At 49.7% G+C, this 26,327-nt stretch carries 27 protein-coding genes and 2 pseudogenes; 6 read left to right on the top strand and 23 right to left on the bottom strand.

Annotated elements, in window-relative coordinates; genetic code table 11:
- Window positions 1-147 precede the first annotated feature (147 nt).
- Both AYY16_RS14915 and AYY16_RS14910 read right to left on the bottom strand, forming a co-directional pair.
- Window positions 148-1,620, bottom strand: coding sequence for a DASS family sodium-coupled anion symporter (locus AYY16_RS14915; protein WP_067368243.1), 1,473 nt, complete (start codon window positions 1,618-1,620; stop codon window positions 148-150).
- 217 nt (window positions 1,621-1,837) lie between these two features.
- Window positions 1,838-2,776: a helix-turn-helix domain-containing protein gene (locus AYY16_RS14910; protein ID WP_067368240.1), complete on the bottom strand. Its 939-nt coding sequence runs from the start codon at window positions 2,774-2,776 to the stop codon at window positions 1,838-1,840.
- An 82-nt stretch (window positions 2,777-2,858) separates the two neighbouring features.
- Between AYY16_RS14910 and AYY16_RS14905 the strand changes: the two genes are divergently transcribed.
- A complete protein-coding gene (locus tag AYY16_RS14905; protein WP_067368237.1) occupies window positions 2,859-3,458 on the top strand; it encodes a TetR/AcrR family transcriptional regulator in 600 nt (199 codons plus the stop codon).
- On the opposite strand, the gene AYY16_RS21470 is transcribed toward AYY16_RS14905, so the two are convergent.
- Window positions 3,455-3,808 carry a LysE family transporter gene (locus AYY16_RS21470; protein ID WP_268874155.1) on the bottom strand — a complete coding sequence of 118 codons (354 nt, stop codon included), beginning with the start codon at window positions 3,806-3,808 and terminating at the stop codon, window positions 3,455-3,457. The genes AYY16_RS14905 and AYY16_RS21470 overlap by 4 nt on opposite strands.
- Entirely contained in the window at window positions 3,792-4,106 is a 315-nt protein-coding gene (locus tag AYY16_RS21465; RefSeq protein ID WP_268874154.1) for a LysE family translocator, read from the bottom strand. The genes AYY16_RS21470 and AYY16_RS21465 overlap by 17 nt, the downstream gene beginning before the upstream one ends.
- Before the next feature lie 382 nt (window positions 4,107-4,488).
- Between AYY16_RS21465 and AYY16_RS14895 the strand changes: the two genes are divergently transcribed.
- The 5 genes from AYY16_RS14895 to loiP all read left to right on the top strand — a co-directional run bounded on the left by AYY16_RS14895 (window position 4,489) and on the right by loiP (window position 10,959).
- A complete protein-coding gene (locus AYY16_RS14895) occupies window positions 4,489-5,382 on the top strand; it encodes a hypothetical protein (protein WP_067368234.1) in 894 nt (297 codons plus the stop codon).
- Between the two features lie 517 nt (window positions 5,383-5,899).
- Window positions 5,900-7,213, top strand: a complete 1,314-nt coding sequence (locus tag AYY16_RS14890; protein WP_067368231.1) for a dicarboxylate/amino acid:cation symporter — start codon at window positions 5,900-5,902, stop codon at window positions 7,211-7,213.
- 446 nt (window positions 7,214-7,659) lie between these two features.
- Entirely contained in the window at window positions 7,660-9,318 is a 1,659-nt protein-coding gene (locus AYY16_RS14885; protein WP_067368227.1) for a fumarate hydratase, read from the top strand.
- A gap of 26 nt (window positions 9,319-9,344) precedes the next feature.
- Window positions 9,345-9,935: a cob(I)yrinic acid a,c-diamide adenosyltransferase gene (cobO, locus tag AYY16_RS14880; RefSeq protein ID WP_067368224.1), complete on the top strand. Its 591-nt coding sequence runs from the start codon at window positions 9,345-9,347 to the stop codon at window positions 9,933-9,935.
- A 271-nt stretch (window positions 9,936-10,206) separates the two neighbouring features.
- The gene (loiP, locus tag AYY16_RS14875) at window positions 10,207-10,959 is read left to right on the top strand and encodes a metalloprotease LoiP (RefSeq protein ID WP_067368399.1); all 753 of its coding nucleotides are present in this window, start codon (window positions 10,207-10,209) and stop codon (window positions 10,957-10,959) included.
- 79 nt (window positions 10,960-11,038) lie between these two features.
- Here the strand turns inward: loiP and AYY16_RS14870 are convergent, their stop codons facing one another.
- From AYY16_RS14870 to cbiD, 19 genes and pseudogenes are all read right to left on the bottom strand, one after another.
- Entirely contained in the window at window positions 11,039-11,947 is a 909-nt protein-coding gene (locus tag AYY16_RS14870) for a LysR substrate-binding domain-containing protein (protein ID WP_067368221.1), read from the bottom strand.
- A gap of 30 nt (window positions 11,948-11,977) precedes the next feature.
- Window positions 11,978-13,039, bottom strand: a complete 1,062-nt coding sequence (gene cobT / locus AYY16_RS14865; protein WP_067368218.1) for a nicotinate-nucleotide--dimethylbenzimidazole phosphoribosyltransferase — start codon at window positions 13,037-13,039, stop codon at window positions 11,978-11,980.
- An 89-nt stretch (window positions 13,040-13,128) separates the two neighbouring features.
- Window positions 13,129-13,755, bottom strand: coding sequence for an alpha-ribazole phosphatase (gene cobC, locus AYY16_RS14860; protein WP_067368215.1), 627 nt, complete (start codon window positions 13,753-13,755; stop codon window positions 13,129-13,131).
- Window positions 13,756-13,758: 3 nt separating this feature from the next.
- Window positions 13,759-14,526 carry an adenosylcobinamide-GDP ribazoletransferase gene (gene cobS, locus AYY16_RS14855; RefSeq protein WP_067368211.1) on the bottom strand — a complete coding sequence of 256 codons (768 nt, stop codon included), beginning with the start codon at window positions 14,524-14,526 and terminating at the stop codon, window positions 13,759-13,761.
- The gene (gene cobU, locus AYY16_RS14850) at window positions 14,523-15,068 is read right to left on the bottom strand and encodes a bifunctional adenosylcobinamide kinase/adenosylcobinamide-phosphate guanylyltransferase (RefSeq protein ID WP_067368207.1); all 546 of its coding nucleotides are present in this window, start codon (window positions 15,066-15,068) and stop codon (window positions 14,523-14,525) included. Before cobU ends, cobS begins: the two co-directional genes overlap by 4 nt.
- The gene (locus tag AYY16_RS14845) at window positions 15,065-16,600 is read right to left on the bottom strand and encodes a cobyric acid synthase (RefSeq protein WP_067368203.1); all 1,536 of its coding nucleotides are present in this window, start codon (window positions 16,598-16,600) and stop codon (window positions 15,065-15,067) included. Before AYY16_RS14845 ends, cobU begins: the two co-directional genes overlap by 4 nt.
- Window positions 16,597-17,445 (bottom strand): ATP-binding cassette domain-containing protein, encoded by an 849-nt coding sequence (locus tag AYY16_RS14840; protein WP_067368201.1) that lies wholly within the window; start codon window positions 17,443-17,445, stop codon window positions 16,597-16,599. The genes AYY16_RS14845 and AYY16_RS14840 overlap by 4 nt, the downstream gene beginning before the upstream one ends.
- A complete protein-coding gene (locus AYY16_RS14835; protein WP_067368198.1) occupies window positions 17,442-18,119 on the bottom strand; it encodes an energy-coupling factor ABC transporter transmembrane protein in 678 nt (225 codons plus the stop codon). The genes AYY16_RS14840 and AYY16_RS14835 overlap by 4 nt, the downstream gene beginning before the upstream one ends.
- Window positions 18,106-18,385, bottom strand: a pseudogene (locus AYY16_RS19895) (energy-coupling factor ABC transporter substrate-binding protein). The gene AYY16_RS14835 and the pseudogene AYY16_RS19895 overlap by 14 nt, the downstream one beginning before the upstream one ends.
- Window positions 18,382-19,116 carry an energy-coupling factor ABC transporter permease gene (locus tag AYY16_RS14830; protein ID WP_067368195.1) on the bottom strand — a complete coding sequence of 245 codons (735 nt, stop codon included), beginning with the start codon at window positions 19,114-19,116 and terminating at the stop codon, window positions 18,382-18,384. Before AYY16_RS14830 ends, AYY16_RS19895 begins: the two are co-directional and overlap by 4 nt.
- Before the next feature lie 15 nt (window positions 19,117-19,131).
- The gene (locus AYY16_RS14825; protein ID WP_067368194.1) at window positions 19,132-19,857 is read right to left on the bottom strand and encodes a cobalt-factor II C(20)-methyltransferase; all 726 of its coding nucleotides are present in this window, start codon (window positions 19,855-19,857) and stop codon (window positions 19,132-19,134) included.
- 13 nt (window positions 19,858-19,870) lie between these two features.
- Complete coding sequence (cbiK, locus tag AYY16_RS14820) at window positions 19,871-20,653, bottom strand: sirohydrochlorin cobaltochelatase (RefSeq protein WP_067368191.1); 783 nt, start codon at window positions 20,651-20,653, stop codon at window positions 19,871-19,873.
- Window positions 20,654-20,670: 17 nt separating this feature from the next.
- Complete coding sequence (locus tag AYY16_RS14815; protein ID WP_208020743.1) at window positions 20,671-21,459, bottom strand: cobalt-precorrin-6A reductase; 789 nt, start codon at window positions 21,457-21,459, stop codon at window positions 20,671-20,673.
- The gene (locus AYY16_RS14810) at window positions 21,456-22,181 is read right to left on the bottom strand and encodes a precorrin-3B C(17)-methyltransferase (RefSeq protein ID WP_067368188.1); all 726 of its coding nucleotides are present in this window, start codon (window positions 22,179-22,181) and stop codon (window positions 21,456-21,458) included. Before AYY16_RS14810 ends, AYY16_RS14815 begins: the two co-directional genes overlap by 4 nt.
- A complete protein-coding gene (locus AYY16_RS14805) occupies window positions 22,175-23,242 on the bottom strand; it encodes a cobalt-precorrin 5A hydrolase (RefSeq protein ID WP_067368185.1) in 1,068 nt (355 codons plus the stop codon). The genes AYY16_RS14810 and AYY16_RS14805 overlap by 7 nt, the downstream gene beginning before the upstream one ends.
- Complete coding sequence (locus AYY16_RS14800) at window positions 23,217-23,996, bottom strand: cobalt-precorrin-4 methyltransferase (RefSeq protein ID WP_067368182.1); 780 nt, start codon at window positions 23,994-23,996, stop codon at window positions 23,217-23,219. Before AYY16_RS14800 ends, AYY16_RS14805 begins: the two co-directional genes overlap by 26 nt.
- Complete coding sequence (locus tag AYY16_RS14795) at window positions 23,989-24,558, bottom strand: decarboxylating cobalt-precorrin-6B (C(15))-methyltransferase (protein ID WP_067368180.1); 570 nt, start codon at window positions 24,556-24,558, stop codon at window positions 23,989-23,991. The genes AYY16_RS14800 and AYY16_RS14795 overlap by 8 nt, the downstream gene beginning before the upstream one ends.
- The gene (locus AYY16_RS14790; protein WP_067368178.1) at window positions 24,558-25,172 is read right to left on the bottom strand and encodes a cobalt-precorrin-7 (C(5))-methyltransferase; all 615 of its coding nucleotides are present in this window, start codon (window positions 25,170-25,172) and stop codon (window positions 24,558-24,560) included. Before AYY16_RS14790 ends, AYY16_RS14795 begins: the two co-directional genes overlap by 1 nt.
- Window positions 25,169-26,326 (bottom strand): annotated as a pseudogene (cbiD, locus tag AYY16_RS14785) (cobalt-precorrin-5B (C(1))-methyltransferase CbiD). The gene AYY16_RS14790 and the pseudogene cbiD overlap by 4 nt, the downstream one beginning before the upstream one ends.
- Window position 26,327 lies beyond the last annotated feature (1 nt).

The following is a 26,327-nucleotide window of genomic DNA, read 5'->3' as shown; positions in this document are numbered from 1 at the left end:
GCTCTCAGCCAGCCGGGTCACATACTCATGTATGCTCCCCGTCTGGCTTCCCTTGCCGCCTGCCTGCATTCTGAATGACGTTGGGTATACCCTTATTCATTCAAACTGCGGGTTCGTTGGCTGCATAGCTGTTTTTGTGACAATACATTACCAGTATCCGAGGAATTTCCACCACAGGCTGCCGGTAACAATCCAGATAATCAGATTAACAATGCTCATCACAAGCCCTGTTTTCCACCATTCCCCGAGAGTGGCATAGCCGGAGCCGAAAATAATCGGCGCGGTTCCTGTGCCGTAATGGGTCAGTGACATCATCAGGGAGGATGAGAATGCCAGTGTCAGTCCGAGCAGCATAGGCGGGGCGCCGAGTGATAACCCGGCGGCATAAAAAGCAGCAAACATTGCGGTAATATGGGCGGTGGTGCTGGCAAAGAAATAATGAGAATAGACATAGAACAGAACCAGCAGCAACATGCCGCCCATCCAGCTGATTCCCATATGGTCGATACCGCTGCCGACAGTGAGTGACACCCATTTTATCAGCCCGAGTTTTCCCAGGAATGATGCCATCATCACCAGGGCGGCGAACCAGACGACCGTATCCCACGCGCCTTTGTTTTTCAGAATATCATCCCAGCAGAGCACACCGCTGCACAGCAGAGCGGTAAGGCCGATAAAGGCGGCGGTTGTCGGATGAACATTGTGCTCTGCGCCGAACAGCAGGCCCGGAATACCGGACCACAGCGCCAGAAGCAGGATAAATACACCGAGTGTGATTTTTTCCGGCAGGGAAACCGGTCCCAGTTCATTGAGCCGCGCGCGGGCGAAATCCGGCGCATCAGGTGTGGCGGTAATCTCCGGTTTATACAGAAAATAAATAACCAGCGGCATGGTGATGAGTGAAATCAGAGCAGGTAAAAAGGCGGCAATTGCCCACATTGACCAGCTGAGTTCGCTGCCGGCACCAGCTTCCTGAACAATCAGAGTGACAATCAGCGGATTAGGTGCGGTAGCCGTAATAAACATGGCGGAGGTAATAGGATTGGTATTGTAATTAACGAGTGCAAGATAGCGTCCTATTTTACCTGACGTGCCATCTTCGGCTTTTGAATTAAAACTGTCAGCGATGGAGCGCATTATCGGGTGAATTATTCCGCCGCCGCGCGCGGTATTACTCGGGGTCACCGGAGCAAGAACTGTTTCGGCAATGGCCAGGGAATACGCAATTCCCAGAGTCCGTTTGCCGAACAGTGAAATAAAATAATAGCCGATACGCGCGCCCAGCCCGGTCTTATTCAGGCTCAGGGAAACCATAATTGAAATACCGATAAGCCAGATCAGTTCATTGGAAAAACCACTCAGTGCATCATTAATTGCACCTTTAACAGAATCCGGATTAGTTACGCCGGTTACGGCAACCAGCGCAATGGCCACAATAGCGACAGCGCCGATAGGCAGCGCTTTACCTATAATCGCCGCGATAGTCCCGACAAACAGAGCGAGCAAATGCCAGGCATTTGGATCAACCTTGTCAGGAACAGGAATAACAAACCAGATAATTAAGGTAATCACGATAGCAATTAAGGCGGGAACCGGTTTAAGCGGGGTCAGTTTATTCATAAATCCATCCGTAGTGATTTTATTTAACTGCCGGTGGGTGAATGCTCAGTACTGATATATTATATTGATTTTCTGGTGGTTGTATTTTGACCGGAATCGATTTTTTACCATCAGCCGGCTATTTTTATGTTACAAAAAATAAACCGGCGTCAGTATTAATCATTGGCTGGCTGAGTGTAGCCAGCGAACCTGCGGTTTGAATGAATAAGGGTATAACTCAGAGGACAGGAATATAGTAATCGACCCGCAGCCGCTGCGGCAGATTGTCACTTATTTCTTCTGTGCGGGTATGTTTTTCAATATCAAGACCGGGGCGGCGGCATAATCCGAGCTGTGGTAACGAGTAAAGATACATATTGAAGGTAAAGTCGCGGTAATCACTGAATAAACCATCAAAATGAAACTTCGCGTATTTCCCACGGCTGATAACTGCCGGTGTGAGCTGATTTTCCTGACGGATTAACGCAGTATCATCAACACCAATATAATAGCTGATAGCAATACCTTCCGGATCATCGGCCATATTGTCCCAGGCGGTCCGGACATAACAGTGCTGAATATCCGGTGAGACTAATTGGAAAAAATCGCGCCAGAATGTACAGCGGATCTCTTCATGTAAATGCCCTATTTCATCTAATGATGACAGATAGTGATAACCCTTTTCATGCAAAGGGATAGCATTCAGAACCACAATTTCCGGTTGTGGCAGCGCGGTTACGTCTGTGCGCAGCGGGGGTTGCAGCGTGTTCAGATCCCAGTTCGGACTCTGGCGGTACTCTGTCGGCGTCATCTCAAACACCGCTTTAAAACGCCGGGCAAAGGATTGCTGAGAATCAAACTGATATTTAAGGGCGATATCCCCGATATTTTTTGTGGTCAGGCGCAGCTCAGTAGCGGCTTTGGTCAAACGACGCCTGCGGATATACCCGGCGAGTGTCAGGCCGGTAAATCGTTTGAAGATCCGCTGGAAATACCATTTGGTATAACCGGATCGCTGCGCAACCACATCCAGTTGCAGTGATTTATTCAGGTTATGCTCAATCCATAAAATAATGTCTTTTATCACACTGAGATAAAAGGCATTTTCATCCTGTTCTTTCTCCGGAACTGATGATAAATCAACGGGTTCGGATGTGGCGGTATTATGTTTCAGCATACGGATTTCCGGCTCATTGGCACACAAAAAAATACTGTGATACGATTACATACCAGCGGTATGTAACAGGGTTATATTTACCATGAACACATTGACCGGGCAACAGGAAAGTTCAGCGCGAACGCGCCTGGCATTGCTCAATTCGGCTCATCAGCTTTTTATTGAAAAGAGCTATCAGGCGGTTTCTGTTGATGAAATTGCCCGTGATGCCCGGGTAACAAAGGGCGCTTTTTATCATCACTTTAAAAATAAACGTGATGTGTTACTGCACTGCTATGAAGCACAATTACAGCGGATAAGCGCCCGGCTTGATGCCATTGTGCCGCCGGCGGATAAATGGCAGGAACTGGAAGACATTGTCAGTTGTTTTATTGATTACCTGCAGGGGCATTACCGCGGGCTTATTCCGATTCAGGAAGTTATGCCTGTGCTCGGCTGGTATGAATTTGAACATATTAACCAGTGTTATATCAGCGGGCGGGTTGATAGTATTCTCAGTGAGCTGAAAGCAGAGCGCTGTATTAAAAATTATAACATCGATCTGCTGTGCAGCTTAATTCACGGCTTTATGAGCCATATAACGCTCAATATTAAAAATCTGGTCGATTATCCGGGTTTTAAAGAAAATTTCATTGAAATTTATAACAATTTTCTGCAAACACTAAGGAAAACCCCCGGCTAAGAGGGATTTTTAAATGTCATATGAAGTATTTTCAGCCCGACCATTCCGAGAATAACACCCGCCGTTTTATCTATCCAGAATGCGCAGCGGTTAAATTGATGACGTACCGCCGGACGGGTCAGAAGATACATAATCAGACTGTCCCATATTAACACTGCCATTATCATCCAGAGCGCGATGCCGGTTTTAAATAATGCTGAGTTATCCTGACTTTCCAGTACGACAGTAAAGAGGCTTAAATAGAATAATAAATTTTTCGGGTTTAATAACCCTGATGATAAGCCAACCAGGAATTCCTTAAAAAAAGTACTTTGACGGCGAGATTCTGTATTTTCAGCAGCCTGCGCCATCAGAAAAGCATAATCTGATTTTTTTTGCCCGCAGTGCCTGCCACGCGATATAAAGCAAAAATAACCCGCCGAATAACTTTATGATGATCATTAAGGTGACTGATTGCGCGAGAATAGCGCCGGCACCGGCTAAACAGAGCATAATATAGAGCGCATTAGCCGTAACAATGCCGGAGACGACACCGAATGCGACCCACCGGGTATTACGCAGTGTACTTTTAATAATCAACAGAAAATCAGGTCCCGGGCTTATCAGTGCAATAAAATGGGCAAGAGCAACTGCCATAAAAATCATCATGCGGGCCATCCGGTAAATAAAATAATCTCTGAAAAAACATAACACTGAACGGGTTACGGTTGTACGTTAATATGCAGAGAGTGCACATAATGCACAATAACCCCGCCAACGAACCTGCACCCTGAATGACGTTGGGTATATATCATTTATTTTTCTGATGATGATATTGTCTGAAAAATAAGGCTGATTGGTGATAGTAAAAAAAGAATCTGCGGTAAGAATGGGTTAATCCAAAGTATAGAAATAACTATTTAGCCATTCCGGTAATTTTTCGCATTATCCTGTTTTGACAGAGTCAATGTAGGTGGAGATTGTATCTGTACCCTGCAAATAATGATTGATAATATCGGGCTTATAATCCGAAGATATAATGAGATAGCAAATGAAAACCACATTAAAATTAAGTGTATTAAGCGTTGCTGTTTTACTGGCAGCAGCATGTGACAGCCTGGATCCTGATAGTACAAAAAATGAGTTCTGGTACAGTAATCCGGCGAACAGCGCGCTGACATTTAAAGTGGATGATAAAGATTATGCCCTTGAGCCGGGAACGACCGGCAGCGTTAAATTATCACCCGGTATGCACAGCATTCAGAATGCAAAAGGTGAGAAATACACTTTTATGGTGTATGAAAATAACAGTGGCGGCATTATTAACCCGGATAATCACGTTTATTATATGTTATCGGAAATATATGCGACAGAAGGTCAGAGTGCCCGTTTTAAACCGGCGCTTTTTGATGTCACCATTAATGGTCATGAATTACAGATGCCGGTGCGCAGCAGTAATGCGGTAATGATTGACCATAACCTGTTTAATTGCAGCTATCCGGTTGGTAAGCCATTCCCGGATGAAATTACCACCGGTGACCGCAAGTCTGTCGGTAATATTAAAACAAAATGTTTTGATAAGGCGGAATTAGTCGCTTATATCGCGTCTGATTATGGTCAAAAATTGGCTCCGGCGGCTCCCGGAGATGAAATCAAAGACAGTGTGAATATGACCTTTGATTATACTATTCCTGTGCCTGCTTTTAAGGATGCAGAGACACAGAAGCAGGCTGTAAAATTAACCGGTCTTCTGACACAGATAAAGGAGTCAGATAATGCGGATATTCACGATAAGCTCAATGATGAAATCCACCAGACAACAATGGCTTTGGTTTCTGCTTCGGCAAAAAGTGGCTCTTCAAATACCGTTGCAGAGAATGAGTATCACAATGATTTTATGAAACAGACAGGTAATTTCCGTGGTTATGGCGTTCTGCCAAAATAAGCGGATTACAGGATGATTTTTCAGAGAGGGCGGCACAGTGTGCTGCCTTTTTTTTTATAAATAAAATTAATAGAAAAGAAGATGTTGGTGTTTTTATCAGCAACAAAAAATTAAACAATAAAGCGCGCCATATCAAATAAAAAAGGAGTATGATTTTCTGAGAGCCATATTTCTTAATGAAAAACAGGCCGTTCGTATAAAAACCAAACATCATTGTTAATGTGATGTGAATGACAGTAATAAAGTAACTTTATTGCGTAACATCGATTACGTGATCCTTAATCTGCAACAAAATAATGGCTGAATTGTGTTCGGTTCAGTGGGTAAAATTACGCATTGCTATGTGAATGGCGGTGTATTTTATTGATCATTTTGTTAAAGGCAGACGTCAGTATTGTTCTTAACTCCCCCTCTTTCTGTGTATGGTTTTTTCTGTTGCAGGCAATAACAGAGATAATCAATCAGATTTATTTAAGTCTCCCGGGAGAATAATACACATCAGCATAACGGAGATAGTATGAAGTCAAAAAATTTAACGACCTGGATTGTCGTCGCATTATTTTTCGGGGTGATCGTCGGATTTGCTTTGAATAATCTGGCAACGGCTGACTTTAACCAGCAGTATTCTGCCGATATTTCAATTGTCACTGATATTTTTTTACGCCTGATCAAGATGATTATCGCTCCGCTTATCCTTTCCACATTGGTGGTGGGAATTGCAAAAATGGGCGATGCCAAAACCCTGGGCCGGGTTTTCTCCAAGACGCTGTTTTTGTTTATCTGCGCGTCATTTATTTCCATCACGCTCGGGCTGGTGATTGTTAACCTGCTCAAACCCGGCGCGGGTATTAACTTTGTGGCACCGGCGGATACGGTTGTTGAGAATGTATCCGTGGTGGCTTTTTCGGTGAAAAATTTCATCGCGCACCTGATCCCGACCAGCATTGTTGATGCGATGGCGCGCAATGAAATATTGCAGATTGTTGTATTTTCAATCTTTATGGGGATTGCCCTTTCAGCGATAGGTGAAAAAGGCCGGCCGATTCTGGCGCTGCTGGAATCCGTTGTCAGCCTGATGCTGAAACTGACCGGCTATGTGATGCTGTTTGCACCATTAACGGTATTTGCGGCTATTTCAGGCATGATTGCCGAACGCGGGCTGGTGGTATTGCTGAATGCCGGGATTTTTATGGGTGAATTTTACCTGACCCTGGCAACATTGTGGCTGGTATTAATTGGTCTGGCGGTGCTGATTACCGGGCGCTGTATTTTGCGCCTGACAAAAGGGATCACTGAGCCTGCTTTGCTGGCATTCACCACTTCAAGCTCTGAGGCCGCTTTTCCGGGCACGCTGAAACAACTGGAGCAGTTTGGTGTTTCCAATAAAATTGCCAGTTTTGTCCTGCCTATCGGCTATTCCTTTAATCTTGTCGGTTCAATGGCGTATTGCTCTTTTGCGGTTATTTTTATCGCGCAGGCGTGCAATATTGACATCTCTGTGGGCGACCAGGTCACTATGCTGCTTATCCTGATGCTGACCTCCAAAGGCATGGCAGGCGTGCCTCGGGCATCGCTGGTGGTGATCGCCGCCACACTGACGCAGTTTAATATCCCGGAAGCCGGGCTTATCCTGCTGATGGGGGTTGATCCGTTCCTGGATATGGGGCGCTCAGCAACCAATGTAATGAGCAATGCGATGGGTGCGGCGATTGTCGGACGCTGGGAAGGTGAGCATTACGGGGAAGGGTGTCACGGAAAGCCACCGGTAACCTCTGTTCAGGCATCTGCTGACGATTTAACAGAGCAGGAGCCGGTCAGAACCGTCATCTGAACCGGGCTTCACATGCTGTAAAACCGCAGGCCGCACTTTCCGGCCTGCGGTTTTTCTTATCCGGTACGGAATATCCTATGACCGGCTTAACACTTTTACACTTTTGTTATTTTGTATTTAGCAGACTGGATCTCATTTTTATTAAAATAAAGTTTAGTTTATTATTTTATAAATTTATAACTATCATTAAATATGGTTTTAATATGTTATTTTATCATTTTAAATTCGTTAATTAATATTGTATCCGATTGTTTTTATGGTTATTTGTTATTTCAATGAAAATATAGTGATAAGTGCCGGTTTATTCTTTAAATTCACCAACTTCTTCATTTTAATCATTTGTTTTCAACAGTGATAAACAACCATAATCAGTCAGGATATGTCTATTTTTAAATCTTATGTCGGATGTTCTTCATTCTCTTTCTGATTTAATACGAGTGAATATAATGACAAATAAAACTTTTGAGTATCAGGATCCTTTCCCGTTATCTGAAGATAAAACGGATTATTATTTGCTGAGCAAGGAGCACGTTTCAACGGTGACATTTGAAGGTCGTGAAATGTTAAAAGTTGAACCGCAGGCTCTGACACTCATTGCTGAGCAGGCCGTCCATGATGCCTCCTATTTCCTGCGCCCGGCGCATCAGCGCCAGGTTGCCCAAATATTAAGTGATCCGCAGGCCAGCGAAAACGATAAATATGTTGCGCTGCAACTGCTGCGTAACGCCGAAATTTCGGCGAAAGGCGTGCTGCCGAACTGCCAGGATACCGGAACGTCCACGATTGTGGCGAAAAAAGGTCAGCAGGTATGGACCGGCGCAAATGACGCCGAATGTTTATCCCGCGGTATCTACAATACCTTCCGTCGTGAAAACCTGCGTTACTCGCAAAATGCAGCGCTGGATATGTACCGTGAAGTGAATACCGGCACTAATTTACCGGCGCAGATTGATATTTTCGCGACCGAAGGGGCGGAATATCACTTCCTGTTTGTCAATAAAGGCGGCGGCTCAGCAAATAAAACGGCACTGTACCAGGAAACAAAAGCCATTCTGGAACATGACCGTCTGAAAGCCTTTCTGATTGAGAAAATGAAATACCTCGGTACAACAGCCTGCCCGCCGTACCATATCGCATTTGCTATCGGCGGTACTTCACCCGAAATGAACCTGAAAACCGTAAAACTGGCATCCACCAAGTATTACGACAACCTGCCGGACAGCGGCAATGAGCTGGGGCGTGCATTCCGTGACAGAGAGCTGGAGCAGGAGTTGCTGGAAGCGACCCGCGAATTTGGTTTCGGGGCACAGTTCGGCGGTAAATATTTTGCGCATGATATCCGGATTATCCGCCTGCCGCGTCATGGCGGTTCATGTCCTATTGGTCTGGCGCTCTCCTGTTCATCTGACCGTAATATCAAAGGGAAGATAACAAAAGACGGGATCTGGCTGGAGAAACTGGAGTACAACCCGGGAAGCTACATTCCGGAGTCCATGCGTACTGAAGATGAAAGCAACATGGTTAATATCGACCTGAACCGGCCGATGGCAGACATTCTGAAAGAGCTGAGCAAGTATCCGGTTTCAACCCGCGTATCACTCAGCGGACCGCTTATTATTGCCCGTGATATCGCGCACATGAAGCTGAAAGAGCGTGTGGACAGAGGCGAAGGCTTACCGCAGTACTTCAAAGATTATATGGTGTACTATGCGGGACCGGCGAAAAAACCGGAAGAGCTGGTTTCCGGCTCCCTGGGGCCGACAACCGGTAACCGTATGGATCCGTATGTGGACTTGTTCCAGTCGATGGGCGGCAGTATGCTGATGCTCGCGAAAGGCAACCGCAGTCAGGCAGTGACAGATTCGTGTAAAGCACACGGCGGTTTCTACCTGGGCAGTATCGGCGGATCAGCGGCTATCCTGGCACAGGAATATGTGAAGAGCCTGGATATCCTGGAATACCCTGAACTGGGTATGGAAGCGGTCTGGAAAATGGAAGTGGAAGGGCTACCGGCATTTATCCTTGTGGATGATAAAGGGAACAACTTCTTCGAGCAGGTTCAGACTAAAAAATGTGATAAATGCGTGGCGGGTCAGCCTGCCTGATCTAACACTTTCCCTGAGGAGTTTGCATGAGTGACGAACGTTATCAACAACGACAACAGAAACTGAAAGATCATGTCGATGAGCGCGTTGCCGCTGCTCAGAAAACCGGTGGCGTTCTGATGGTATTCACCGGAAACGGGAAAGGGAAATCCACAGCGGCTTTCGGGACGGCCACCCGCGCTGTCGGGCATGGCTTGAAAGTCGGTGTTGTGCAGTTTATCAAAGGTCAGTGGGAATGCGGCGAGCGCAATATTCTGGAAAAACTGGGCGTTGAGTTTCATATCATGGCGACCGGTTTTACCTGGAACACGCAGGACAAAGAAGGTGATACCCGGGCGGCACAGGAAGTGTGGCAGTACGGAAAGGCAATGTTACAGGATGCCTCTTATGACCTGATTGTCTTTGATGAACTGACCTACATGGTGCGCTACGGGTATATTGATCTGGATGAAATTATTTCATTCCTGAAAAATCGTCCGGAAAATCAGAGTGTGATTATTACCGGGCGGGGCTGCCACCGTGATATCACAGACTTGGCCGACACCGTCAGTGAGCTGCGTCCGGTCAAACATGCTTTTGATGTCGGTATTGCAGCGCAAAAGGGAATTGACTGGTAAGTCTCAGCTCTGCTGTGAATCCTGCTGTATATATTATGAATATCGCCTCTGTTATTTACAGGGGCGATTTTTTTATATGACTATATAAAAAAATACTAATGATTAAATGGTGGTATAACCGCATTTCATTATCAATAAAAATGAGTTTTTGATCTCAAAATGAGAATATTCTGTGATTTTTCAGAATAGACTGCTTCCGGTGGATGAACAAAAATTGTTATTTTCTGAGAGGTTACATAAAGCTAATTAATAATAAATGGATAGGGAAATGATGAAACTGAAAACAGCTCTGGCTATTGCATTAACAACAACAGTACTTGCAGGGTGCCAGAACATGAATTATGACGCGCTGGCGCAATCCGGCGGACAGTTATTTCAGGCCGCAACATTAACGGATGCGGATATGGTGAAACTGACTGACGGCGCCTGTAAAGAAATGGATGCGCAGAACAAGATTGCACCGGCATCAAGTAAATACACTGCCCGTATGAATAAAATTGCCAAATCATTAGGCTCTAATATTGATGGCACCAATGTTAACTATAAAGTGTATATGACAGAAGATGTGAATGCCTGGGCAATGGCAAATGGCTGTGTGCGCGTATACAGCGGCCTGATGGACATGATGACTGACAATGAAATTGAAGGTGTTCTGGGTCATGAAATCGGTCACGTTTCCCTTGGTCACTCCCGTAAAGCGATGCAGGTTGCTTACGGCACCGTTGCAGCAAAAACAGCGGCAGGCTCTGCCGGTGGTGTTGCGTCACAGCTGAGCAACTCTCAGTTTGCTGATATGGGTGTGAAGTTAGTGAATTCGCAGTTCTCTCAGCATCAGGAATCAGAAGCGGATAATTACTCTTACGATCTGCTGAAAAAACGCAATATTTCTACTGAAGGGCTGGCAACCGGGTTTGAAAAATTTGCCGCTCTGGATAAAGGCAAGAGCAGCATGTTTGACTCTCACCCGCCATCAACTGAGCGCGCTGAGAATATCCGCAACAGAATTGCGAAAGATAAAAAATAAGTATCAGCGTCTTTGATGTAAAAAGAAATGATGCAAAAGAAAAAGTGATACCGCGAGGTATCACTTTTTTCGTCCGGTATTAAGGCAATATCAGTTCTTTTTCCCGTGATTTCTGGTGGATCCAGTCACTGAATTTACGCAGATTCAGGGATCCTTTTTTGTCCTCTTTATAGGTGAGAACAAAGCGGTTGCCGGTGCTCATCGGCAGGTCGCACGGAATAACCAAATCGCCGTTTTCCAGATCTTTTTGTATCGCAAATCGCGGCAGAAGTGCCACACCGAGATTGGAGCGGATCGCGGAGATAAGCATAGAGAGCAAATCAAAGCGCGGACCGACACGGGTTTTCGGGTTATGAATTCCGGAAAGCTGGAACCAGTCACTCCACGCGTCCAGCCGTGTGGTCTGGTGCAGCAGGGTAAATTCTTCCAGTACCTGGCTGGTGGTGAGTTTTACACTGTCATCACACAGCATCCGGCTGCATACCGGTACCAGTTCTTCTTCAAACAGATATTCAAAGTCCGGCCACGGGTTACAGAAATCTTCCCGCATAATTGCCGCGTCATATTTCAGGCTGGTAAAATCTGATGGTGTGGTTAATGCACTGATACTCAATGCGATTTCCGGATGTTTCTCACGAAATCCCTGAAGATTAGGGATAAGCCAGTGTGTACTGAATGTCGGCGTGACCGCCAGTTCAAACAGTTGCTGAGAGGATTGCCAGGACATAATATCCTGCGTGTCTTTTTCCAGTTTATCCAGCGTTTCATGCACCAGCCCGAGGTAATGTTTTCCCGCATCACTGAGGAAAATACGTTTACGGACGTGATGGAACAGCGAGACATTTAAAAATTCTTCCAGCCCGGCTATCTGGCGGAAAACGGCACTCTGGGTCAGTGATAACTCTTCGGCTGCCCGCGTGTAGCTTTCATATTGTGCGACAGCCTCAAAGGTTATCAGCAAATCCGTTTTTGGGATCTTCTTTCGCATTGCGTTTTACTCCCTAAAAAAATATCCATTTTACCGGGTCGGAGACGGCGGCAGCGAGAAACCACTGGCGGCCTGATGTCCCATATGGCAGTACATACTGCACGCGGCGTTGATGACTGACATTGCTAATGCCGCGCCACTGCCTTCACCCAGGCGGAGATCTAAATATAAGAACGGTTTGAGTCCGAGTTGCTCTAAGGCGATACCCGCGCCTTTTTCCGCAGAAAAATGGGACGGGATCAGATAATCACGGACTTTTGGTGCCAGGCGACAAGCGGCTATCGCACAAGCGTAGGATAAAAAACCATCAAGGACAACCGGGATACCGCAGGCGGCGGCGCCGAGGATAACCCCGGTCATTCCGGTCAGGTCGTACCCGCCGATTTTGGCAAGCACATCAACTGCATCCGCCGGGTCCGGCTGATTCAGCGCGATAGCCTGACGCACTATCGCCTCTTTGTGAGAAACGCGATCCAGTGGCAGATTAGCGCCGATCCCGACAGTATCATGCGGATCAAGCCCGCACAGCACACTGATCATGGCAGAAGCCGGGGTGGTATTGGCAATGCCCAGCTCACCGGTACCGATCACGCGGATACCTTCCGCCACGCGGGTTCGGACTAATTCTGCGCTGGAGATCAATAGATGTTCGGCATCCTGATAAGACATCGCCGGACCTTTGGCGATATTGCCGCAGCCCCGTGCCAGTTTCAGGCTGATCATGCCGTCGATAGGCTCACAATCAATGCCGATATCCACCGGCAGCACGCTGGTTCCGCTGCTGCGGGCAACCGCACAAACACCGGTCAGTTGCTTTTGGATATTACGCGCCTGGATAGCGGTAACATTCTGTGGTGTGACGGCGACGCCTTCTTCAAATACGCCGTGATCCGCACACATCACAATAATTTCTTTTGGTAAATCATCGAGGTTATCGATACCCGGCATACCCGCGAGGAGAACAGCAAGGTCTTCAAGCCGTCCCAGGCTGCGCGGAGGCTTGGCTAATCCTCCGATATGTTGCTCTGCCGCCTGCATAGCCGCGTGATCCAATGGCGGTATTGCACGGATCAGGTCTTCCAGTGTCGTCATTGTTTTTTGCTCACATTATTATTTTTATACCCTTATTCATTCAAACTGCAGGTTCGTTGGCTGCATCCTGAATGGCGTTGGGTATATAATTAAACAACAGGCGTATAAGGTGACCGCCCGTTAAATACTGATAACGTCATAAATCCGGCGCGGCATTCGACCACACTGTAACTGTCCTGCGCACAGGGAAACTGCCACATAGCATCAGCGGGCAGACCAAACCAGCGGGCGATCATCAGTCCCAGAACGCCTTTATGTGCCACGATAAGATGCGTGCCGGGGTTCTCTGCTGCCTGTTGGCGCAGAGTGTCAGCAAGCGTCTGCACACGCTCGGCGAAGACCGGAAACGGCTCTCCGTTTGTAGGCGTTGCGTTCTGCCAGTCATTTATCCAGCCTTCCCAGTCAGCCGGGAAACGGGTGGCAATCTCACTGAAATGGCACATTTCCCAGTCGCCGAAGTCCATTTCATTCAGATTCGGTTCACTGGTATGTGCTTTTCTGTCCGGCGCAATTATTTGTTCTGCGGTTTGTTGTGCGCGCAGTAACCCGCTGGTCAGCACGCTGTCAATATGTACCTGCTTCAGATAGTCCGCGACGGTGGCGGCCTGGCGGTGACCGGTGTCTGTCAGGGGAAGATCGGTGCTGCCGTAAAATAAACAGTCCCGGTTACCGGTGGTTTCACCGTGGCGGACAAGAATAAAGCGGCTGAGGCTCACCGGTCACATCCAGAAGAGCGCGAGCAGAAACAGAATCTCTCCGCACTCTTCAGCAGCACCGAGGGTATCTCCGGTTTGTCCGCCGAGGTGATGGCAAAAATAGCGCCCGAGCCCGTAAATAATAAAGGCGGTAATAATCAGCGCGCCGAATGCTTTCATGCCGCCCAGCAGCGTAACAATGACGGCGCCGGTTGCCAGCGTGGTAATAAACCGGCGCAGACTGATACGTCCGATATAAATATTGCCCATACCTTCCCCTTCGCGGGCGTAGCGCTGGTTATACATCAGCAGCGACATACAGGTACGCCCGGCGACCGGAGCACAAATCAGCAGTCCGGCGGCGGTCATCAAAGAGAGGGGATGTAACATAAGGACTTCATAAGCGGCGGCTGATTTTGCCATCAGCGCAAAAACCAGCGCCAGACAACCATGCGTACCGATGCGGCTGTCGCGCATAATCTCCAGCATCCGCTCCCGTTTGCGGGCGGAAAAAATACCGTCGCAGGTATCCGCCAGACCGTCGAGATGGAACCCGCCGGTCAGTAACATCAGGGCAAATACATATCCGAGTGCTGCAATCAGCGGGCTTTGCGCGGAGTAATCTATCCAGACGGTGAACAGTGCGGCGATGACGCCGACAATCAGACCGGCGACCGGAAAGTACGGAACCCCGCGGCGGTACTCCTGAAATTCAGTCCCTTCACTCCAGCGCGCCGGCACCGGTATCCGGGTGATAAATTGCAGTGTCGCCCACAGATATTTCAGGTTCATTTGATTTGAACTCCGATCCCGGAAACAACCAGCCAGACCTGTTCTGCCTGACGGGCAAGCTTTTGATTAATACGCCCGGCGATATCCACAAAGTGGCGCGCCAGGCGGTTTTCCGGCGTGATGCTCATGCCCAGCTCATTAGTGACGATATACACCGGGCATCCGCTCTCTTTGCAGGCATCGATGATATGGTCGATTTCGCTGTTGATGCCAATTTCCAGTTTTGCATAATCCAGGGTATCGGGATCAGCGCCCCCTGAGGCATCATAAAGCAGGTTGGCGATAAGCGTGGTGATGCATTCCAGCATAATCCCTTCACCGGGTTTGCGCTCATAACGGATGGCATCTGCAATGTTTTTAAACCCTTCCCAAGTGCGCCAGTGCTGCGGACGGTCAGCTTTATGGCGGGCGACACGCGCCGCCATTTCATCGTCAGTAATGACAGAGGTGGCGATATACAGTGCGCTGTGACACCTCTCCGCGACAAGATTTTCGGCAAAGCTGCTTTTGCCGCTGCGGGCGCCGCCGGTGATAATAATCATGCTGTTTTTTCCTTGTGCGCGCGCATCAGACGGGTGATTTCTGCGATATCCAGATGCTCCCGCATCTGTGCGGCGAGAATATTGAACTGCTCTTCCTTGTGCAGGGCATAATCAAAGATACTTTCGGGCAAGGGTTCAAGTCCTTTAGATTCACGTAATTTATTGAGCAGAGGGCGGGTGAAATTAGTTCTGTCGAATATTCCGTGCAGATACGATCCCATCACGCTGCCGTCCGGGCTGACTGCGCCATCTGCATGGTTGCAGGGCTCCCGGTTTTTCTGATGCATGTGCGCAAACGCCAATGCATCCGGACCTAATTCTGATACACCCATGTGGATCTCATAACCGCTGACCGGCTGTGTGGTGCATGCCGACCAGATACCCGGCAGTGTGCTGCTGATGGTTCCGGCGGTTTGTGTGGTATTTTTTTCCGGGGAGAAGCGGGTGGTGATATCAAGCAGCCCCAGTCCCGGTAAATCTGACATGCCGGATTCGACATCGTCATAAATATGTTTACCGAGGATCTGATACCCGCCGCAAATACCGGCAACCGGCGTGCCTTTTGCGTGTTGTGCGAGGATCGCTTTATCCATGCCTTTCTGGCGCAGCCACAGCAGATCACCCAGGGTATTTTTACTGCCCGGAATAATCAGCAGATCCGGTTCGCCGAGGGCTTTCGGGTCTGATTCATAGCGCAGACGGACATCCGGTTGCGTGGCAAGGGCATTAAAATCAGTGAAATTAGCAATGTGCGGCAACTGAACTACCACAATATCCAGCACTTTTTCTGTTTTGCCGTCATATTTACCGACCTGCAATGCAACGCCGTCTTCATCTTCCAGATCGACATCCAGCCACGGTAACACGCCCAGAACAGGAACGTTGGTGAGCCCTTCGATCTGTGTGATCCCGGGCATCAACAGAGCAACATCGCCACGGAATTTATTGATGATAACCCCGATAACCCGGGCGCGTTCCTGATCACTGAGCAGTGCCAGTGTGCCGTAAATAGACGCAAATACCCCGCCGCGATCGATATCTGCCACCAGGATCACGGGCGCGTCGATCATCTCCGCCATGCCCATATTGACGATATCGCCGTCGCGCAGATTGATCTCCGCCGGGCTGCCCGCACCTTCCAGCACAATGATGCCATGCTCAGCGGCAAGGCTGTTATACACCTCGTGGATCATTGTCCGCAGTTGGGGTTTATAGTTGTGATATTCCACCGCGTCCATGTTGCTGGCGACTTTGCCCATCAGTACCACCTGCGATTTGCGGTCAGAGGTGGGTTTGAGTAAAACAGGGTTCATGCGCACATCCGGCTCAATACCGGCGGCTTCCGCCTGAAAAATCTGGGCGCGTCCCATCTCCTTGCCGTCACGGGTGATCCCCGAGTTCAGTGCCATGTTCTGTGATTTAAACGGGGCGCAGTGATAGCCGTCCTGAGAGAAAATCCGGCAGAATCCGGCGACTAATACACTTTTTCCGACATCGGAAGCGGTGCCCTGGATCATCAGTGAAACTGTCATGCCATTACCTCTCGTGTCCCGGCGGCGGGAGTTGTCTGCTGTTGCAGTTGTGCAAACAGCGCCTGTTCAGTTTTACACAGCGGCAGACCGGTTTCACAGTGAAGTTTGACCAGCCAGGGCTGTTCCAGACCGGCGGCGGTTATCATCTCTTTTTGCAGGAAAACCGCTTCCGGTGTGCCGTGACCGCACACTTCGCCGTGCGACATCACGTAAATACCATCACAAACCTGATAGATAAGGTCAATGTCATGGCTGGAAATAACAATGTGTTTGCCTGCGGCGGCAATGCGGGCGAGCAGGGCGATCATATGCTGCCGTCCGGCGGGATCAAGTCCGGCAGTGGGTTCATCGAGCAGCAGATAGTCTGATTCCATCACCAGCGCACCGGCGATCGCGACCCGTTTTTTCTGCCCGAAACTCAGGTGCTGAATCGGCTTATCGCGGAAAGAGAGGGCATCAACCAGACGCAGCGCTTCATCTGTCCGGTGTTTTATCTCTGCTTCATCCATCCCTAGGTTGCGCAGGGCAAAGGCGATATCGCTGTCCACATCAGTATAAAAGATCTGTAAATCCGGATCCTGAAAGACCGTCACAACGTGCGAACGCAGATCAAGAAGGGCTTTTTTGTTGTAATTCAGCGGTTTGCCCTGCCAGAGAACCTGTCCGTGCTGCGGTTTGAGAATACCGGATAAATTCATAAACAGGGTAGATTTTCCGCAGCCGTTTGCGCCGATAATTCCCGTTACCTGATGTTCACTGAAATCCATAGTCAGGTTTTTCAGAATATTATCATCCTGATAGCGAAAAGTAAGGTCATTAACGGCTAATTGAGGGCGCTGGTTCATATATGAAAATTCCCCTGATATAACTTCACATCGAGTGCAACTGACATTTGCTGATAGCGCATCATGACTCTGGAAAACAGCATGGTTACCAGCATCGCCAGCGAGCGGTAGCCGGTACGCAGGTTGCGGTAGCCGAAGCGCAGAGACTGTGCGTGATAAATGATTGCCGCTTCTTCCAGAAAGATAAAAATAAACCGCCAGGTCAGCAGAATTTGTTCGATAAGCACCAGCGGAATGCGTCCGTGTTTCATCAGTTTAATCAGCTGTTCAAACGGCATATTGAGCATAAACCAGAATGTCGCGGCAAGAGCCGCCATACTGCGCCAGAATGTCAGATTTGCCGTTGCGATACCTGCGGGATCTAATCCTATCCAGTACTTTCCGGTCTGAATACTCCACAGTAAGACATCCGGCTGGCGGGCAAAGGAAATAATAATCGCCACCAGACCGACCGCCAGAAAACTGAACGGGATCAGCAGCCATTTCAGATAGCGCAGCGGTGATACCCGCAATAACCAGCAGGTAAAAGCTGCGATAATAATAAGTAAAGCCGCCTGGCCTGCCGGAGGCAGGCTCATCGCCAGCACCATCATCAGAACGTAGAGGGCGAATTTCGCCCTCGGATCACGCTGACGCCAGCGGCTTTGGTAACTCAGCGCATCAAGGCTTTGCATTTTTCCGGCCGCTGCGGTAATAACCGAGCACGTAGAAAATAACTGCGGTGCCTAAACAGCCCTGTAAGGTAAATAACAGGCTCTCGATTTCACCACTGGCCGGTTCGTACAGAGATTCAAACCAGGGTTCATAATCCGGCGCGATAGCAAGGATCTGCTGCTCTGCCTGATCGTCTGATCCGCCATACTCACCACCGTGATCGATAAAAAAACGGGATGATAAAAATAGCGATGGTCAGAAACAGTAAAATCAGTGTCTTTTTCATGCCCGTACCTCATTTCCCACCAGGTTTCGTTTCACTAACTGGTCATAAACCATCACAGTGAGCAGACCTTCAGCAATGGCAATCGGCACCTGAGTCAGACAGAAAATACTCATGAATTTCAGGATAGCCGCACCCATGCCCATTTGCGGATCAGGAAAGGCGACACCGAGCTGAACAGAGGTGACAAAGTAGGTGGTCAGATCGGCAAACACTGCCACAAGGAAGACGCAGACATCTTTACGCCAGCCGAGTTTGGTGGTGAAACGCCAGATGAGATAACCGACCATCGGGCCGATAACCGCCATCGACATGCCATTGGCACCGAGTGTGGTCAGCCCGCCGTGTGCCAGCATCAGTGCCTGGAACAACAGAACAATAGAGCCGAGCACCGCCACAACTGACGGTCCGAACAGAATAACCGCCAGCGCCACCCCGGTCGGGTGAGAGCAGCTTCCGGTGACTGACGGGATCTTCAGTGCGGAGAGCACAAAGATAAATGCGCCGCACAGCGCCAGCAGCACTTTCTGGTTGGCATCTTCCTGAACAATCGCTTTGAGACGGACAATCCCTGCCACAAGGAACGGCAGGAAAATCAGCCACCAGGCAATCGCCCACATCGGCGGTAAAAAGCCTTCCATGATATGCATGGCAAAGGCTTCCTGAGGTGCGATCATCAGCAAAATTGTGACGGCGGCACCGGTTAACGAGAACTGCGTGAGTTTCTGTTGCATAACAACCTCACCGAATTATTTCCGGGTTTTATTAATTAATACCGTTGAGAAATAAGGCAGTGTCTGTTCGTCGTCGATCTCATCCAGGCGTCTCCAGCACTGTTCAGTTTCCAGTGTGGCGTCGGCCATCAGGATGGCATGATCAAATAAATCATGGCGGCGGAGCAGATCGCGTACCTGTTGTAAACGACCATAAACTTTCATTAAAACAATACAATCGTGATGGGTAATCGCATGCTCAAGTTCTTCGGGCGATGCGGTACACGCCATAACGGCAAGGCTCTGGGTTTCCATCGCCAGCGGCACAACTGCGCGTGAGGCGATGGCGGCAAACGAGGTCACGCCCGGCACAACTTCCAGCCATGGCTGGTTGCCGATGCGTTCCAGTAAGGAGACCCAGGTACTGAACAGCATGGAATCACCTAGGGTAATGAAACCGACTTTTTTGCCGTCAGCCACATCTTCCTGAATTGCTTTTGCAACATCATCCCAGACTGCTTCTTTCGCTTCCTGCGGGGCTTTCATCAGGAAGTGATAGGTTTTCACCGTGGTTTTTCCGGTGATATAAGGGGCAACAATAGTATGTGCCAGGCTCGGGGCATCTTTTTTCCCGGCCGGTGCATACAGAATATCCAGCTCACTGATGATCCGCGCACCGCGTACCGTAATCAGGTCGCTGGCACCGGGACCGGTGCCGATAGCGTAGAGTCTGCCCTGTGGTTGTTCTGTTTGTTCGCTCATGTATGTAAGGACCTTACTCCGCGTTATCCATTGTTTGTGCGAGATGTTCGACAAACATCTGGCGGATCATGTTGTTTTCGCCCATGCCCTGTAACCATGGCACAGCTTCAATACCGGCCTGCTCAAGCTGTGTGCGCCATGAATCTTCTTCATCAGACGCCATGTCGTTAATGGCATGATCACCGGCCACCAGCATCAGCGGCATCAGATGCACTTTACGGATATTGTCAGCTTTCAGACCTTTGATAATTAAATCAATTTCCGGATAGCTTTCGACGGCACCGACACGACCCGGAAAACCGCTGTTGGTCATCATGTGATCAAGGCAGGCGTATGCGGAGAACGCATGGTGCGAGGCACCGTGCCCCATAAAGACCACGCGCTCGTCGTCTTTGAGTTCCGGCATCTGGAAATGCAGGGCATCAATCAGTTGTGAGTAATCGTCAAAGCTGCTCAGCAGGGGTTTACCCACGCGCAGATAACGGAAGAACGGACGGTATTTTTCGACCTGACTGACAATTTTTTCGTATTCATCACCATTAATCACATGCAGCGATTGTATCGCCACATCTTCATAACCCTGCTCGTGCAGGTGGCGCAGTGCTTCTTCGGGGTTATCGATATGCAGGTTATCGCGCGCTTTTAATTTGCGGATAATCATACCGGACGTAAAGGCACGGAAAAAATCACGGCCGGGAAACGCTGCCGCGAGCTGTTTTTCACAGCTTTCAATATTTTTTTCCCGGGTTTCCGCGTAACTGGTGCCGAAACTAATCACTAATAACGCTTTTTTCATCTCATAACCTCAGTAAATCAACAGACAGAAAAACGGGATACCAAGTACTGCTCTACCCCGGAAAGATTATTTAATTCAGTCACATCACCGGGCACCTGTGTCTGCGGGCGAACCACGACAATGCAGGGAATGCCCAGCGCCAGGCAGGGGGCGACTTTTTCACTGAATCCGCCCTGTGCGCCGGACTCTTTGGTGATAACCACATCTGCATTGCAGTAGCGGTAAAAGGATTCATTAAACTCAGCAGAAAACGGGCCTTTCAGGGCAAAAATCTGGTCGATAGTCAGCCCGTAAGATTCACACTGTGCGAGAACATCCTGTGTCGGTAAAACGCGTGCCAGCACGGTTTTACCCGGCAGGCGCGCAATATAGTCCGCCAGTTGTTTGCTGCCCGTTGTCAGCAGAATCCGCTCCCCGAGCTGCATCGCCAGTTCACAGGCGCTGTCAATGGAGTCCACTTTATGCACCAGCGGGTTATCAACGGCGTCAATGTGACTCGGGCGGTTATAACGCACCAGCGGAATTCCCAGCTCGCGCTGCACCTGTAAGATATTCTCACTGAGTACAGCGGCGTATGGATGGGAGAGATCAGCCAGTACGCCAATCTCATGACGGCGGCAGAAATCTGCCATCTCATTTGCATCCATCCGGCCTTCGACGATCTCACCCTGTAACCCCGCAGCCTGCTGACGACCTGCCGGTGTGGCGACAGAGAGCCGGTAAGCGACTCCCTGTTCATCCAGGCGCCCGCAGAGCAGGCGGGCATCTCCGGTCCCGCCGAAAATCAGCAGCCCGCGCGGGATCACAGTACGTATCCCCGTGGTGTGATCATCAAATCATCACTGATATAGGTGGATTTATTACCGACGATCACCAGGCTTGTCATATCAACGCGCTCATATTCCATCTCACCGAAGGTGGTTATCCACTTCTCTTCTTTCTTACGCGCTGCCGCTTTGACAACACCGACCGGCGTTGTGGCTGCTTTGTACGGCGCCATCAGTTCAAATGCACGCGCCAGGTGACCTTCACGACCATGGCTGCGCGGGTTATAGAAACAGATAACAAAATCCGCATCAGCTGCTGCAATAACACGTTTTTCGATGACTTCCCACGGCGTCAGCAGGTCACTCAGGCTGATGTGGCAAAAGTCATGCATCAGCGGCGCACCCAGCAGGGATGCGGCAGCGATACTGGCGGTAATGCCCGGCACGACGCGCACTTTGATATCACGTTTTTCTTTGGTGACAATTTCGAGGATAAGCCCCGCCATGCCGTAAATACCGGCGTCACCGCTGCATACCATCGCAACGTTTTTACCTTCCTGTGCCAGATCGATTGCCAGACGGCAGCGCTCAATCTCTTTACACATCCCGGTTTTGATCACTTCTTTATCGCCTACCAGAGGTTTCACCAGATGGGTATAGGTTTTATATCCCACAACCACTTCCGCTTCTTTCAGTGCGGCGATGGCTTCCCCGGTCATCATGGCTTCGCTGCCGGGACCAATGCCTATAACGGTTAACATATTATTTCTGCTCCTAACGTAATGGTGATCCCCTGGTCTTTACGGGTTTGCCCGATCAGGTGACCACGGCTCATCAGCCATGCCACCGGTTGGGAAACACTCCCTACGCCCACGGTTTTCTTAACAAATTCGGATGCCGGGAACTGCGCCGCAACGGGCGACAATTCTTCAGCACTGAAAACAGTAAATGGCACGCGGTAATGCTCCGCGAGTGCCAGTAATGCCGGTTCTTCTGCTTTTAATTCGATGCTGCCGATAGCCCGGACGGACTGCGGCAGCAGATTATTTTCTGCCAACTGCTCTGCAAACAGGTGCAGGACCGCCTCAGTTGCGGTTTCTTTCCGGCAACCCATGCCCGCGATAATCCGGCGCGGAATAAGCTTATAAACCGGTACTGAGAGTAATAGTTCTTCGCTGCGGTAGCTTACACACACCAACGCATCCAGTTCCGGAAGATTGCGCAGGTTATCCACCTGTATCAGTCCGGGAGTGGCGTACTTATCCTGTTCACCGGCAACATCCGGATGCCACCAGATCCCGATACGCTGCCCGCTGACCATCATCTGATTGAGGGTTTTGACGGTTTGGCGGAAATCCGTAAACGTGGCATCCATCTCTTGTGCCAGCAGATCAAAGCTGGTCACCTGATTGACATCAGTAGCGGTCGTGATAACCGCTTGTCCGCCGATCCGCTCTGCCAGCCAGACCGCCAGTTCATTTGCGCCGCCGAGATGTCCGGAGAGCAGGCTGATAACAAACTGCCCTTTTTCATCCATCACAATGACAGCAGGGTCGCTCATTTTGTCTTCAATTACCGGCGCGAGAACGCGCACCGTGATACCGGTTGCACCAATTACGATTAATGCATCGTTATCACGGAATGCCTGTTGCAGCGAGGCTCTGAAACCACCGATAAAGGGCTCAAAGCCTTCCGACACCAGTTTTTCGCTGGTGTAACAAGCCACCGGTAGCAACGGGCGGATTTTCTCCGCCAGTGCTTTGCCGCCCGGTGTCAGGCAAAACAGCGCAATGCGCTTACTCTGTGGCTTTCCGGTATTCATGGCTGAAGCCTGCATCGTACAGTTTGGAATAATGGTATTCGTTGCCCAGGAACGGACCGACCAGAATCAGAGCAGTTTTGCGGATTTTCGCATTACGTACCGCGACAGTGATATCTTCCAGCGTGCTGCGCAGCACCTGACAGTCAGGCCAGGTGGCTTTATATACGACGGCAACCGGAGTTTCGATCGGATAACCGCCCTCGGTTAATTGTTCAACCACACCGGAGATATCCTGTACGGAGAGGAAAATCGCCATAGAGGTCTGGTGAGCGGCAAAGCTGCGCAGACTCTCTTTCGGCGGCATCGGCGTGCGGCCTTCGATGCGGGTGATAATCAGGCTTTGTGACACTTCAGGGACGGTATATTCCACGCCCAGTTCTGCGGCAGCGCCCAGGAAAGAACTGACGCCCGGGATAGCACTGAAGCCGATATTGTGCTCATTAAGCACTTCGCCCTGTTCGCGGATAGAGCCGTAAATGGAGAGGTCGCCGGTCTGTAAGCGCACCACCAGTTTGTTACTTTTCACACCATCAACCATGACAGTGATGATATCGTCCAGGGTCATGCCCGCGCTGTCATAGCTGACAACACCGTCTTTGCAGTAATCCAGAAGCTCTGTGTTAATCAGTGATCCGGCATAAATGACGATGTCAGCCTGCTGTAATATACGGTAGCCTTTCAGGGTGATAAGACTGATATCCCCGGGACCGGCGCCCACAAACCAGACTTTTTGGTGGTCAAACTGTTCAGCCACAACGGGCCTCCTTACGACAGGAAATAAGATAGGTAGGGTTATTCGGTTTAAAATAGTAACTGTGTCCGAGCGTGGTCATGTGACCTGCCTGTAATTCACAGCAATCCAGCTCAGTGACTTCGCACTGTTTCAGATGGGTAATCGCCTGCGTCAGGTTATCCAGCAGGATAAAGGTCATGACCAGGGTGCCGTCGTTATGCAGATGGTCAAGCGACCAGTCGATAATCTCTGTGAGATTGCCGCCGGTGCCGCCGACAAATACGGCATCTGCTTTTTCGGCGACGTCCACCGGCGCATAGGCTTCAATCAGGCGGATCTGCGGGCACTGAAAGTGGCGGCAGTTCTCTTTGATAAGTGCGACGGCGTCCGGTTTTTTCTCGATGGCAATAATATCCAGCGCCGGATAGCTTAGTGCCGCTTCAATAGCAATGCTGCCGGTACCCGCGCCCACATCAATCAGACGCGCAGCGCCCTGTAAATCCAGCCGTGAGAGCGCAAGCGCCCGCACCGGCTCTTTGGTCATCGGGATTTGTTGCCCGCGCAGAAAAAGTTCATCTTTCATCAGTAAACCTCACTGCCTTTTTTGTCGATTAACACCACATTCATGTCGTAATCGCCCATGACCTCATCTGCATTAAGAATGCTTATCCGCTCATTTCGCATCGACAAATTCTCACCAATTATCAGGCGGCGGTTCTGGCGGCGCTGAATAATCTCAGCGGCAATTTCTTTGGGACCGATGTTTTTGTCTGTGACCATACCAATGCGCTCATGTCCGAGCAGCCAGTCAAAATCCGGACAGCGGTTATGGCTGCTGGTGAGATAGATATCATTCATATCCATGCCCACTTTGGCGCACAGATACTGCACCGAGCTAATCCCCGGGATTATCTGCACTTGCTCCGGTGAAAAGGTGTCACAAATTCGTTTGCCGATACCGAAATACATCGGGTCGCCGGATGCGAGGATCACAATACGTTGATTAAGACGTTCCGCTATCCAGTGCATCAGCCCGCTGACATCGGCATCAATCACTTTGGTTTCAACATGCAGATCGGCAAATTCATTCAGGTGACGCTGTCCGCCGATTAAAATATCCGCGCCGGAAATTGCATCTGTTGCCCGCCGGGTCAGATACGCCTGTGACCCCGGACCCACGCCGGTTACATAAATCATCGGAATCCCTCCGTAATGGCGCTCAGCGGACGGTTTGTCCCCAGCACCTGATTATCAAATGAGAACAAAATGGCATCGCATTGCGGCGGGGAATCAGAAAAGCGCAGCATCTGATTAACACGGTCGCAGATTTTCTCTGCAATACGCGGGTAAACCGCCTGAAAGCCCTGTGCATTGATAAGCTCAATTGCCGCTTCTGTTGTGGTGCAGTCGTCAACTTCCTGTAACAGGGAGAGCGGTGCGCCGATTAAAGCAAGATTTGAAATGAGTGTTTCCATCCTCGCATCCGCAATATGGCTGTGAGTGTGGAAAATACCGGCGGCGATTTTAACCAGCTTGCCGAAATGCCCGAGGATCACGACATGTTCGAATTTCAGCCGCGTGACTTCCTGCAACATGTAACCCACAAAATTACTCATGGTGACGACATAGTTGCCGTCCAGCCCGAGCTGTTCATTAACAAAACGCTCGCCGTGGTTGCCCGGCACTAAAAAGATCCGCGTCAGACCCTGCGCACGTTTCATCTCTAATTCAATGGAGAGCGATCGCTTCCAGCTCTCTTCCGACATAGGTGTGACAATGCCGCTGGTACCGATAACGGAGATCCCGCCGAGAATACCGAGCGTCCGTTATAGGTTTTTTTTCGCGCGCTCTTCGCCTTCGGGGGCAAAAATCGTGACATCTGCGCCCCGGTTTGGTCCGATGGCTTCACGGACTGCCGCTTCGATTGTCTGGCGCGGGGTTTTGTTGATCGCGGCATCACCAATCGGCAGCCCGACCCCGACTTTTGTCACCCGCCCGACTCCTTCACCACCATCTAAGGTGATGATTCCGCTGTCATTGATAACCACACGGGCAAAAATCAGCATACCGTGAGTGGCATCAATATCATCACCGCCATCTTTGCGGATAGCGGCGGTGGCGGTTTGTCCGCAAATCAGCGGCTCTTCCACATTCAGGGACAGCGCAACACCGGAAGGTGTGACGATAGAAACCTGCTGAATAACTTCCTGACGCAACACCATCAGCGCAGCGACTTTCGCCGCCGCTGTTGCACAGGAGCCGGTTGTATAACCTTTACGCAGTGCTTTGCCCTTGTGCCAGACAACACCGGTTCCGTTGTCATCTGTGGCTGTGGTGTTTTCCTGCGTCATG

It is taken from the genome of Morganella psychrotolerans (assembly GCF_001676155.1).
GTDB lineage: Bacteria > Pseudomonadota > Gammaproteobacteria > Enterobacterales > Enterobacteriaceae > Morganella > Morganella psychrotolerans.
Note: the sequence above shows the minus strand (reverse complement) of the source record. Positions and strands in the feature narration are given on the sequence as shown.